The sequence below is a fragment of the Mesorhizobium sp. M0522 genome (assembly GCF_040321085.1).
Classification (GTDB): Bacteria; Pseudomonadota; Alphaproteobacteria; order Rhizobiales; family Rhizobiaceae; genus Mesorhizobium.
Window position 1 is genome coordinate 1 of the sequence record NZ_JAMYQW010000054.1, and the last position, 11,843, is coordinate 11,843.

General features: G+C 63.3%; 13 protein-coding genes. 8 read left to right on the forward strand and 5 right to left on the reverse strand.

Annotated elements, in window-relative coordinates; all coding sequences use genetic code 11:
* The first annotated feature begins 201 nt into the window (after window positions 1–201).
* From NKI58_RS32380 to NKI58_RS32400, 5 genes are all read left to right on the forward strand, one after another.
* On the forward strand, window positions 202–1,095 hold the full coding sequence (locus NKI58_RS32380) for a class I SAM-dependent methyltransferase (protein ID WP_352708731.1): 894 nt from the start codon (window positions 202–204) through the stop codon (window positions 1,093–1,095).
* 19 nt (window positions 1,096–1,114) lie between these two features.
* On the forward strand, window positions 1,115–1,852 hold the full coding sequence (locus tag NKI58_RS32385) for an NAD(P)-dependent oxidoreductase (RefSeq protein ID WP_352789326.1): 738 nt from the start codon (window positions 1,115–1,117) through the stop codon (window positions 1,850–1,852).
* 100 nt (window positions 1,853–1,952) lie between these two features.
* Window positions 1,953–4,112, forward strand: a complete 2,160-nt coding sequence (locus NKI58_RS32390; protein WP_352789328.1) for a transglycosylase domain-containing protein — start codon at window positions 1,953–1,955, stop codon at window positions 4,110–4,112.
* Between the two features lie 96 nt (window positions 4,113–4,208).
* Window positions 4,209–4,793, forward strand: a complete 585-nt coding sequence (locus NKI58_RS32395; RefSeq protein WP_352591642.1) for a DUF1214 domain-containing protein — start codon at window positions 4,209–4,211, stop codon at window positions 4,791–4,793.
* Window positions 4,786–5,334, forward strand: coding sequence for a DUF1254 domain-containing protein (locus NKI58_RS32400; protein ID WP_352471000.1), 549 nt, complete (start codon window positions 4,786–4,788; stop codon window positions 5,332–5,334). Before NKI58_RS32395 ends, NKI58_RS32400 begins: the two co-directional genes overlap by 8 nt.
* A gap of 14 nt (window positions 5,335–5,348) precedes the next feature.
* On the opposite strand, the gene NKI58_RS32405 is transcribed toward NKI58_RS32400, so the two are convergent.
* A complete protein-coding gene (locus NKI58_RS32405; protein ID WP_352708733.1) occupies window positions 5,349–5,537 on the reverse strand; it encodes a hypothetical protein in 189 nt (62 codons plus the stop codon).
* 187 nt (window positions 5,538–5,724) lie between these two features.
* On the opposite strand from NKI58_RS32405, the gene NKI58_RS32410 reads away from it, so the two are divergent.
* Window positions 5,725–6,732 carry a DUF2336 domain-containing protein gene (locus NKI58_RS32410; protein WP_352591639.1) on the forward strand — a complete coding sequence of 336 codons (1,008 nt, stop codon included), beginning with the start codon at window positions 5,725–5,727 and terminating at the stop codon, window positions 6,730–6,732.
* Window positions 6,733–6,741: 9 nt separating this feature from the next.
* Here NKI58_RS32410 and NKI58_RS32415 read toward each other — a convergent pair whose 3' ends face one another.
* From NKI58_RS32415 to NKI58_RS32425, 3 genes are all read right to left on the reverse strand, one after another.
* A complete protein-coding gene (locus tag NKI58_RS32415) occupies window positions 6,742–7,089 on the reverse strand; it encodes a DUF1491 family protein (RefSeq protein ID WP_352591636.1) in 348 nt (115 codons plus the stop codon).
* Window positions 7,090–7,183: 94 nt separating this feature from the next.
* Complete coding sequence (locus tag NKI58_RS32420; protein WP_352591633.1) at window positions 7,184–7,951, reverse strand: peptidoglycan-binding domain-containing protein; 768 nt, start codon at window positions 7,949–7,951, stop codon at window positions 7,184–7,186.
* Complete coding sequence (locus NKI58_RS32425) at window positions 7,926–9,671, reverse strand: sensor histidine kinase (RefSeq protein WP_352789350.1); 1,746 nt, start codon at window positions 9,669–9,671, stop codon at window positions 7,926–7,928. The genes NKI58_RS32420 and NKI58_RS32425 overlap by 26 nt, the downstream gene beginning before the upstream one ends.
* 517 nt (window positions 9,672–10,188) lie before the next feature.
* Here NKI58_RS32425 and NKI58_RS32430 point away from each other — a divergent pair.
* Together NKI58_RS32430 and NKI58_RS32435 are read left to right on the forward strand one after the other, a co-directional pair.
* Window positions 10,189–10,557 (forward strand): DUF5330 domain-containing protein, encoded by a 369-nt coding sequence (locus NKI58_RS32430; RefSeq protein WP_352789332.1) that lies wholly within the window; start codon window positions 10,189–10,191, stop codon window positions 10,555–10,557.
* A 111-nt stretch (window positions 10,558–10,668) separates the two neighbouring features.
* Window positions 10,669–11,097 (forward strand): SufE family protein, encoded by a 429-nt coding sequence (locus tag NKI58_RS32435; protein ID WP_023677843.1) that lies wholly within the window; start codon window positions 10,669–10,671, stop codon window positions 11,095–11,097.
* A 103-nt stretch (window positions 11,098–11,200) separates the two neighbouring features.
* On the opposite strand, the gene NKI58_RS32440 is transcribed toward NKI58_RS32435, so the two are convergent.
* Window positions 11,201–11,626 (reverse strand): Ros/MucR family transcriptional regulator, encoded by a 426-nt coding sequence (locus tag NKI58_RS32440; protein ID WP_023677844.1) that lies wholly within the window; start codon window positions 11,624–11,626, stop codon window positions 11,201–11,203.
* Window positions 11,627–11,843: the final 217 nt, after the last annotated feature.

An 11,843-nucleotide genomic window follows, 5' to 3' on the forward strand; every position in this document is an offset into this window, starting at 1 on the left:
CGGCTCGGCCCATCCGAGCAACCCTCGTCTTTTAATCGCACGAAAGGGCGGGCCACCGTTCTCCGCCTCGGAACATGACGTCTAGATCAATTCCTCGCCGCGCACCTGTGCAGTTTTGCACAAGCATGCGCGGAAATTGCAAATCGCCTGAATTTGACGTCCGCGCGAGAATAGGCCTGATCCAATTCAGGGAAGCGATCGATGGATATCGAAGGTTTGCGAACGATGGTGGCGCGGCACGCGACGTCGGCCAATGCGTTGGTGGCGCTCGGTTTGGCGATGGAGGCGCGTATTTCCGGCACGCCACTCGAGGGCAGTGTGGCCCGGCGCACAGGGGCCGTCCTTGCCGAACTCGGCGCCTCCGACGTCGTGGCAAGTGCTGGCGTCATCGAACTTACGCCGGTGCTGGCCAGCATCCGGGTCGACCTGCTTTCAGGTGGCAAGCTGCTGTCGCGCTCCTCCGAAAGCGTCGAGGCCCTGGAAGCCCGTTTACGCCAGGCCTTCGGCGACGTTTCATCTGGCTTCCCGGCGTTGCTGAAGCGGCTGATCGCGCCACAACTGGCCGGTTTGCTGGAGAGGCTCGCCGCACCGGGCGCAGCCTTCCTGGATATCGGCGTCGGCGTCGGCGCCCTGTCGGTGTCGATGCTGCGGCAATGGCCCGGCCTGAAGGCGGTCGGTGTCGATCCCCTGCCTGAAGCCATCGCGCAGGCCGCTGCCAACGTCAGGGCAGCCGGGCTCGAACATCGCATCGAACTGCGCACCGGGCTGGGCCAGGATATCGCGGACACGGCCGCGTTCGACCTTGTTTTCGTACCAAGCGCCTTCATCCCCGAGCCGGATGTCAGGGCCATCGTCAAGCGCAGCCACGCCGCGTTGCGGCCCGGCGGCTGGCTGCTGCTGGCAATGGTCAATCCTGGACCGGATGCACTGGGAGACGCCCTCGCCCGCTTCCGCACCACAATGTGGGGCGGCACGGTCTTTGAAAAGGGCGCAGCCCAGGACCTGATCGATCAGAGCGGCTATGCCGACAGCCGGTTGCTGCCCGGCCCGACCGGGGCGCCTGTCGCCTTCGTCGCCGGGCGTAAGCCGGGCTAACGGTTTCCAGGAGCGGACAATGAAACTGCTGATCTTTGGTGCTTCCGGTGCGACCGGCCGTGTGCTTGTCTCGGAGGCATTGGCAAAGGGCCATGCGGTGACCGCCTTCGTCCGCACGCCGGGCAAGCTTGCCATCAGCCACGAAAATCTGAAGGTGATCGTCGGAAATGTCGCCGATCGGGAGGCGGTCGAACGCGCCGTTGTCGGGAATGATGCGGTTTTCAGCTGTCTTGGGGTGGGCGTGCCGCTGAAACGCGATCCGGCCGTCGTTGCCGGCATCGGCTTCATCGTCGCGGCGATGCAGCAGGCCGGCCCCGAACGGCTCATCTATCTTTCATTCCTTGGAGTTCGCGACAGCCGGCGGCAACTAGGCGCCCTGTTGGGCAACATCATCGCGCCATTGGTGCTGCGCCATGAGGTGGCGGACCACGAAGTGAAGGAAAGCCTGATCGTTCAATCCAATCTCGACTGGACCATCGTGCGGCCCCCCAAGCTGAGCAATGGGGCGGCAACGGGTGAATTTCGCCACGGCAATGGCATCCGGTCGGCGTCGTTGCTGCCGACACTGGCGCGGGCCGACGTAGCGGCGTTCATGCTCGCCCAGCTCGACGACACCCTACTCGCGCAGGGCAGCCAACATCCTGCGCTGACGTCTCGCGGGAGCCGTCCTCCCCTCGACGAACCGCCGGTTATGTCTTCATCGTCCTTATCTTCATCGCCCTTATCTTCATCGCCCCTATCTTCATCGCCCTTGTAGGCAGCACCAAAATGGACGAATAGTCTTGAAAGGCGCGCCTCCCTGAAATTGCCGGCATGCGGTTTCTCAGTTGGCGGCATCGCCGCAGCCGGATCCTGGAATGGCCAGTCCTTTGGAACCACGCAAGAGAAGAGGTTCGGTCGCCGCAAGGCTGCTGGCGGTGGATGCGTGGATCGATTCCTCGGTCTACGAAATCGGCTTCAGGGCGCGCCAGTTCTGGGAGGCGGCGACCATCTTCTCGCGGCGTTTCCGCGTCGGCGGCTGGCGCCGCGGCCTGATCGAACTGGTGAGTGAAGGCTTTACGCTCGGTGCCGGCGGCATCGTCGTCCTTTTGGCGCTAGCCTTGCCGGCCTTCCAGATAACCGCCGGCGACTGGCGCACGCAAGGCGACTTCGCCGTCACCTTCCTCGACCGCTACGGCAACGAGATCGGCCAGCGCGGCATCATCCAGCGCGATTCGGTGCCGGTCGACGAGATGCCCGACCATGTCATCAAGGCGGTGCTGGCGACCGAAGACCGCCGTTTCTTCGACCATTACGGCATCGATGTGCTCGGCCTGTCGCGAGCCATATTCGAGAACGTACGGGCCAATTCCGTCGTCCAGGGTGGCTCGAGCATCACCCAGCAGCTGGCCAAGAACCTGTTCCTGACCAATGAGCGGACGTTCGAGCGCAAGATCAAGGAAGCGTTCCTGTCGCTGTGGCTCGAAGCCAATCTGTCGAAGAAGGAAATCCTGCAGCTTTACCTCGACCGCGCCTATATGGGCGGCGGCACCTTCGGCATTGAGGCGGCAGCCGATTTCTATTTCGGCAAGAGCGTCAAGGACCTGAACCTTGCCGAGGCGGCGATGCTGGCCGGCCTGTTCAAGGCGCCGACCAAATATGCGCCGCACATAAACCTGCCCGCCGCCCGGGCGCGGGCCAACGTGGTGCTGTCCAATCTGGTCGATTCCGGCTTCATGACCGAAGGCCAGGTGCTGCAGGCAAGGCTGCACCCGGCCGAAATCGTCGACCGCGGCGAGCAGAAGAGCCCCGACTATTACCTCGACTGGGCCTTCGACGAGGTCAAGAAGATCGCCGCCAAAGGCGGCCCGCACTCGCTTGTCGCCCACACCACCTTCGATGCCAACATCCAGAAGGCGGCCGAAGAATCGATGGAGTTCCACCTCCGCCAGTTCGGCAAGGAATACAACGTCACCGAGGGCGCCATCGTCGTCATCGAGACCAATGGCGCGGTCAGAGCGATCGTCGGCGGCCGCGACTACGGCGCCAGCCAGTTCAACCGCGCCATCAAGGCGCTTCGCCAGACCGGCTCCTCGTTCAAGCCCTATGTCTATGCGACGGCGATGGAGCATGGCTTCACGCCGGATTCGGTGGTTTCCGGCGGACCCATCTCCTGGGGCAGTTGGTCGCCCCACAATTACAATGGCGGGTCGGCCGGCAACGTCACGCTGATCACGGCGATGGCCAAATCGATCAATACGGTGCCGGTGCGGCTGGCCAAGGATTATCTCGGCATCAAGCCGATCAAGGCGATGGCCGAGGCGATGGGCGTCGAGTCGCCGCTTGAATCGCACAAGACCATGGTGCTCGGCACGTCGGGCATGACCGTGATGGACCAGGCGACGGGTTACAGCGTGTTTGCCCAGAACGGCTTTGCCGGAACCCGGCACGGCGTCAGCCAACTCTTCACCCGTACCGGCGAGGTGGTCTACGACTTCGCCAAGGATGCGCCGCCGCCGCATCGGGTGCTGTCGGAGCTGGCGCTCAAATACATGAACACCATGCTGGCGGCGGTGCCGGTGATCGGCACGGCCCGGCGCGCAGCCCTTCCAAACATCGTCGTCGCCGGCAAGACCGGCACGACCCAGTCCTACCGCGATGCCTGGTTTGTCGGCTTTACCGGCAACTACACGGCCGCCGTCTGGCTCGGTAATGACGACTTCACCGCGACCAACAAGATGACCGGCGGCACGCTGCCGGCCATGGTGTGGCAGCGCCTGATGCTCTATGCGCACCAGAATATCGACCTCAGACCGATCCCCGGCCTCGATCACCCCTTCGTCGATGCCGAAATCGCCGCCAAGGCCAAGGAAGCGGAAAAGAAGAACGCCGAACAGGCAGCTGCCGATGCCGCCGCCGAGCGTCCGCCGGTGCTGTCCAGCCGGACCACCCAGACCCTGAAGGAACTGACCAGGCTGTTCCAGGCGGCACCCGTGCTCGACGCGCCCGCTGCGCCGGAGACCCTGTCGGCGCTGTGACGGCCAATTGCGCGGGGCCGCTTGCCACAAGGCCCTGCGCCGCGATATCCCCGAGCGGCAATCTTTCATTCCCGGCCTTCGGTTCCCTGCCTCCTCATGCTCAAGAACGCCTTCCTGACACTGCTTTCGCTTGCCATCGCCGTCGTCGGCGGTGGCGGCAGCGTCTGGTATGCACTGAAGCTGCAGGATGGCGTCGGCGCCATCAGGATCGGCCAATGGACCGCCTTCCCCGATATCGGCACGCCGACGGCAGATCCCTATTCGAAGGCCCGCGTGGCTCGCGAAGGCGTGCTGGCGCTCGGACAGGCGGAAGGACTGTCCTTCATCGCCGAGCGCGATTCCGGCGGCGAACAGCTCAAGCGGCAATGTGCCTACAAGATTGCGGGCGGCTTTCCCACCGCCCGGTTCTGGACGCTTTATGCCGCCGACCAGTCGCTTGGCGTGGTCGAGACCGGCAAGCCGAGGCCGGCTGCGCTGCAGTCCTATCAAGTGCTGCGCCAGGCCGACAATTCGGTGGTCATTTCCGTCGGCAGCCGCCCTGCGCCCGGCAACTGGCTGCTGACCAGCGGCGCCGGCAAGATGTACTTGGTGCTCACGTTCTACGACACGCCGATCGCCAGCAGCACCGGTCTCTCGGACGTCATGCTGCCGCAGATCCAGAAGGTCGGCTGCAATGCGTAGCCTGCTGCATGCCGTGCTGCTCGGCCTGCTCGGCGCCGGCATCGTGCACATCATCGTGCTGCTGCTCGTCCCCGAGTTCTCCGAACGCGACGCCTGGTCGCGATTGGCCATGGCTTCGGATCTCTACAAGATGACCAGGCTCGACGCGGAAGCCGGCGGCGCGCCGGTGGTGAAATCGGTCGATCCGCTGTTTTATGCGGCGGCATGCCGCTTCGACCTTGCCGAGGGGATGGTGCGGGTCAAGGCGCCGGGCAAGGTGCCATTCTGGTCGATATCGGTCTATGACCGCGGCGGCCACAACATCTACTCGTTCAACGACCACAGCGCGACCGCAGGCATGCTCGACACCGTTGTGCTGACGCCGGCCCAGATGATCGAGGTCCGCAAGGATCTTCCCGAGGAACTGCAAGGGGCCATCTTCGTCGAGGCGCCGATAGAGGAAGGCGTATTCGTCATCCGTTCGTTCGTGCCCGACGACAGCTGGAAGCCGATCGTCTCGCGGTTTCTCGAACAGAGTTCCTGCGAACTGCAGGATTTTTAAGCCGGTTCCGATGCTCAGTGATGCGGTACCGGCAATGTTCCTGAAAGTCCCGGCTTGTCGGGGCCGCCGGCCGGCCGCGTTTCGCCCGTCAGCGGCCGCTGCTCGTAGCGCACCCCGGGAAAGATGATCACTGCCGCCGGCGCGGCTTGTTGTGCTCGATTGGTTGCCGCCGTTCGCGGCACGAAAGACAGTACCATGCCCATGGTTCGCGTATTCCTCTCGGTTGCCCCGGAGCACAACGCAACGCCTCCATAGTCGATTAAGAAGGCAGTAGGTTAACGGAGCGCTAACGGATCGCCGCTAAATTGATCTTTGTTCTTGGGAAACGCGAAACCGGTACAGCCCGGCAGAGCGCTGTCCAGATCGTGTCGAGTGTCGGGCGTATCCTTCGTGTCAGCTTCGGATTTCAGGCAAATCGCAGCAGGAGCTGAATCGGGAAAGGCCGAAAGGCTGTTTCGCGCCGCGGTATCGGCGTTCTGCTCGCTCACCCGCCCTTCGCGCCGGGAAATCGCGCAGCTCGAAGACCTGACGCTGCCGCTGTTCGAGAATGTCTCGGTCGAATCGCGCCGCTACGTCGCGGCAGCCCTTTCCGAATGCGAATATGCGCCCGCCGCGCTGGTGCGGCGGCTTTGCCAGGAGCGGGTCGATATCGCCGCGCCGCTGCTCATCCGCTCGCGCGCCCTCAGCGACGTCGACCTGATCGCGCTGATCGGACGTCACGGCCTGCCGCATGCCCGTGCCATTGCCCGCCGCAAGGATCTCAATCAAACGATCGCGGATCTCATCAAAGTGCTCGAAAGGCCGACGCTGGTGCGGTCGCAGCAGCAGCCGGAAACAACCGCCAAAGCCGCGTCCGAAAACGCCGAAGTGGTTGCGGGCGAGGTCAACAGGCAAGAGGCTTCCGATGTCGCCGAAACTGTACGGCGGCGGTTGCGATCCATGATGCGCGAGAGCTGCACCGCCATCGGTCCGTTCGTCGCGCCGCAAACCTACGTCAAGCTGCGCGAGACCGCGCTGACCGGCAATGCGGCATTCTTCCAGACAGCGCTCGCCGATGCGCTCGAAGTCGATTTTTCAACGGCGCGGACGCTCACCGCGAGCCACAATTACACACCGCTTCTGGCCGCCTTGCGCGCGCTCGACCTCAGCGAAGACAAGGCGTTCCTGATCACGGCCGCCATCTATCCGACCGAGTTTCCGCACCCGCAGGCGATCCGCATCTTCCTCGACCGCTACCGCCTGCTGCACCGCGACGCGGCGTTGGACAGGCTCCGCGGCTGGAAGGCCGACACCGTGTCGAAAATCGTTCGCAAGCCCGGGCGCGTCGCCGCAAACGCCGACCTGCGCAAGCCGAACAGCGCCGATATGACCGCCAGCCCAAAGGCGCGTCGCATCTGAGGCTTGCCGTTACGACGCCTTGACCGAGATAAGCTCCTCGACGGGAATGGCGCCCGCCTCGATCTCGACCACCCAGATATCCGGATCGAATCTCTTCTCGCGCTCCAGCCGCGCGTCGAAGATGGCGGCATCGTCGCCTTCGCCAAGCAGGCTGAAAAAACGGTCGTCCGGCCTGGCTGAATCGTAACTCGTCTGCGGCGCCGGCCCGAATAGCGCTATCCCCCCCAGCCTGCCCCGCGCCAGCACGAAAACCGCGCCGGCTTCCGTCGCGCCGCGCTTGACCACGGCGGCAAAGCCGCCGGCGCTGAAAACCCGGCGCAACAGCGCCGACACCCACAGATCGGTGGTTACCCGCATGGAGAAGTCCTGGACATGCGGCGGTCCTTACAGCATTGGCCGGAAGACCGTAACCGGTCTTTGCCAGGCGATCGGCGAGCGGCCGTTTCGACCCTTAGTTGGTCAGGCCGATCTCGCGCATCTTGACGTAGACGATCTCGTCGGGCTCGCCGGTCTCGGGCAGGCCGAACAGCGCCTGGAATTCCTTGATCGCGGCCTTGGTGCGTGCGCCGACGACGCCGTCCAATTGCATGTCGTCATTGCCGAACGCCTTCAGTCCGGCCTGGATCTTGACGATGCGGGGATCCGGCGCCGTCGCATTTGCCGGTGCGGACACCGGAATGGCGGCTGGAACAGCGGCCGTTTCGACCGGCCGCGGCACCGGATGCGGCACCACGGCCGCGGTCTTTGGCGTGGCGCCCAGTTGATCCAGCAGGACGCTGTCGATCTCGCCGGAGGCATTCAATCCGACCTTCTGCTGATAGGCCTGGATGGCCTTGCGCGTATTCGGTCCGGGAATCCCGTCGACGGTGCCGGCATAGAAATCGAGATCCTTCAATATGCCCTGGACCTGCTCGACGACCGGGTCGCTCTTGATCGGCGCAGCGGCCGGACGCACGATATTGATGGTAGTTTCGGGCTCGTCGCTGTCCGCCCGCGGAAAGCGCTCGATACTCCTGGTGGCGAAAAACGCGCCGGCATGCGGAAAAGGCTGGTACCAAAGCGCGTTCGCCGAGACGTAGAACAGCGTCACCAGGAACGCGGTGGAGCCGCCGACCACAACAGGATTGCGCGAGATCAGGCTGCCCAGCGCCATCGCTCCGTGCTCGAAGGCATTGCCGCGGCGTTTGACCGCCCTAGGCTGTTTTGCGGAGCGACCCATTGCTCTCCCCTTTGCCACCGTCCGCCTTGGCTTTGACTGCGGACATCGGCACCACGCCGGTCTTCTCCTTCGAACGGCCTGTCGGCCCGTTCACGGGAAGGCTGATCGTCACCGTAGTGCCCTCGCCCGGCATGCTTTCGATCGACATTGTGCCCTCGTGCAGCGCCACCAGCCCCTTCACCAGCGAGAGCCCGAGGCCTGTGCCTTCGAAACGGCGGGTATAGTCGTTCTGGATCTGCATGAACGGCTTGCCGAGATTGACGAAGTCTTCCTCGGCGATGCCGATGCCGGTGTCCCGGACCCAGAAATGCAGCCGCGAGCCGATGCGCTTGGCGCCGATGACGACATTGCCGCTTTCGGGCGTGAACTTGATCGCGTTAGAGACGAGATTGATCAGGATCTGCTGCACGGCGCGACGGTCGGCATTTATTTCGCCTGCGTCCGGCGCGATCTGGGCCTGCAGATCGATAGCCTTTGCCTCGGCTTGCAGGCGCATCATGGACTGGCACATCTCGACCGCTTCGCGGAAGCGGAACGGTTCCGGTTCGGTCGCGTAGGCGCCCGATTCGATCCGCGATACGTCGAGTATCGAGGTGACGACGGCAAGCAGGTGCTGGCCCGAATCCCTGACCAGCCCGACATATTCCTTCTGGCGCGGATCCTTGAAGCTGCCGAACATCTCGTGCAGCAACATGTCGGAAAAGCCGATGATGGCATTGAGCGGGGTGCGCAACTCATGGCTGACGACGGCAAGGAAACGTCCTTTCGCCACCTCGGCGGAGGCAGCCGCCTCATTGGCAGCGGCAAGCTCCTGGCGCAGTCCGGCCAGTTCGTCGTTCTCGCACAGAAGAAGCGTGAAGACAGTCTCCTGCCCCGGCGCGCGCATCATCTCGAGCGAGAACGGCCGGTAATTGTCGGCCGTCACGCCGCTGCTCTGCGGCAGCCGTACGCGAAGGTCGAGCCGGCGCGACAGGGCGCCATCGCGCATATCGGCCAGCGCACTGAGATACGGGACGCGGTCGGACAGATGGATGCGATCGAAAAGTCCGGTGCCGAAAAGCAGCTCCGGTGGCAGCCTCAGCATCGTGCGTGCCTTAGCCGAGGCGTCCAGAACCTCACCATGCGCAGCGATTCGCAGCACGACGGCGTCGATCAGGTCTTCGAGCCGGTGGCTGCCGGCCGGATCAAGCTGAGCGCTGGCGGTGGCACGAAGTGAAGCGACACGCGGAATGAGCGTGAGCGCCCAGGCCAACGGCACTAGCCAGTGCCATGCGGCGATTTCGGTCTGGCCGAGCGGCAAGACGGAACCGGCTAAAGGCTGCAGCAAGACTGCGACAAAGGCCGATATGGCGCCCCAGATCACGGCACGGCGCGACTGGCCGATCCACCACGCTTCAAACGGCAGCGCCACCCCGAGCAAGGCAACCGGCGAGGCCACACCGCCGGCGGCAGCGATAAGGGCACCGAGGGCAACGCTGCCGACGATCAAGGCGAGTTGGCCGGCCAGGGTCATCTTGCCCGATGCAGCCACCAGCAGGGCGGCGAACCAGCAAAGGCCGAACGCCGCAAAGATGGCAGCCACAGTCAGGGCCGCGCCCATGCCCGACGTGACCAGCGTCACCGCTGCACCCGCGCTGAAGAAAGGAGCCGCCAGCATGGCGCCAATGAACCGGCTGTGGCGGCGACGATCGCTCTGGCCGAGCACGGACGGATGAACCATCCGTTCGCAACCGGCGGCTATCGCGCCCGGCAACTCGGCGTATCTGGCCTTGATCGCACTCAACTCAACGCACCCGGTCGTGAACGGCCCTGCTTTGCAGGCGGCTTTTGTCGATCCAAAACTCGCATCCAGCGTTTAAGGAATGGATAAGGCTGGGCCGATCGTCCCCCGGCAGGCTGCAAATATCGGGATACCGGCGGGGAAAACCGGGGCAATTGCCGCCATAGTAAACGGAGCGTTATCCACACCGCCCGCGCCTGCACCTACGACCGATGGCATCAAACTGTCGCCGATTAAGAAAATGATCATGAAAAACAATCGGTTGCATGGTTATCATTTGCTGAATAAAATCTGAGCCGTTCGAGGCAAATGAACTTCAAAACGCTTCGTTTCGAATCTACCTAAAATTTAAGGAAAACTGTTGCTTTCGGGACAAGCCGTCCTTTGCGCGTCTGTGTCAGTATCGCGGTACAAGGGTCGTGCGGTTCGGATGCGTGACGTCATAAAGGACAGACAGATGGGCTTTCTGATAAGAGCTGCTTTCTGGTTTTCGCTGGTGCTTCTGGCGCTGCCGCTGGGTGTCGGCGCCGATGATGCGGGCCGCGAAAGCGTCGGGCCGCTCCAGGCGCTGTTTGCGGCGCGCGAAGCCGTCGGCGATATCGCCGGCATCTGCGAGCGCAAGCCGGACGTGTGCGAGACCGGCAAATCGGCAATGCACACCATCACCGCCCGGGCAAAGGAGACCGCCAAGATCGCGGCTGCCATGCTGGACGACAAGGCCGCTGAACCCGATGCGGTGACGACCACCGGTAGCGTGCCCGGGGAAATCGTCTTGCCGGCGAAAGTCGATCTGCCGGCGAAAGTGCACTTGCCGGCGAAGAACTGAGACTGTTTCGGCCGAATTCATCGCTAAACCGCAAGGCTCTCGCTCTCGGCACCTGCGGCGTTTCTCCTCTTTTTCCGTGACGTGGCAGCGCCGGATGACTATATCCGGGGAATGACGACGACGATCCAGACCATCCGCGACGACTTTTCCCTGCTCGACGAGTGGGAAGACCGCTATCGCTATGTGATTGAACTGGGTGAAGCGCTGCCGCCGTTTCCCGACGAGCAACGCATACAAGCCAACAAGGTGCCCGGCTGCGTCAGCCAGGTCTGGCTGACCACCGAGCAAGGCGGGGGTGTCGACCCCGTTATCACCTTCAAGGGCGATTCCGACGCCCATATCGTGCGCGGCCTGGTCGCCATCATGCTGGCCCTGTTTTCGGGACGGCCGGCCAGCGAAATCCAGAGGACCGACGCAGAGGCCACATTGAAGGCGCTCGGACTTGACGAGCACCTGTCGCCGCAGCGCGCCAATGGTCTTCGCTCGATGGTCAAGCGCATCAAGCGTGACGCCGAGGCAGCGCTGAAGCAGACCGCCTGACCGGACGGCAGTTGCCGGCAGCATGGCGGGTTCGACCTTGACCCCCTAATACAAAACGGCGCCTGCAGGCGCCGTTTGAGTGTCAAACCGGAAGAGCCGCTTGTCAGCGTCCCTTGCGCTTGCGGCCGAGACCCATCTTCTTGGCGAGCTGCGAACGGGCGGCCGCGTAATTGGGCGCAACCATCGGATAGCTTGGGTCCAGGTTCCACTTTTCACGATACTGGTCGGGCGTCAGATCATAGTGGGTCATCAAGTGACGCTTGAGCGACTTGAACTTCTTGCCGTCTTCGAGACAGATGATGTAGTCGTCATGCACCGACCGCTTCGGATTTACCGCCGGCTTCTGCTTGTCGGCAGGCGGCTGCTCGGCGGCCCCGCCGACACGCCCGAGAGCGGCATGGACATCGGCGATAAGGTTCGGCAGTTCGCCGACCGGTACGGGATTGTTGCTGACATAGGCAGCCACCACGTCGGCGGTGAGCTCGATCAGCGCGTCACTGTTTCTGGAAGGTGTTTCGGTAATATCCATGGCGTTCAGGCCCCAACGAGAATTGTTTCTGTTTGCGCCCATTTCGATAGTTGGGCATCGCGCGAACTTGTGCAGGAAAAAGCCTCCGCGATTCGCGTCGCGGCATCTTAATGGGCCGGTCCGCCAAGTAAGTCAATTCGCTTCTTTCGGTCTATTCAGCGATACAAGTCAAATCTTCCATATTCAGCTTCACTCTTTCGTGCAAAGTGTAACTTTG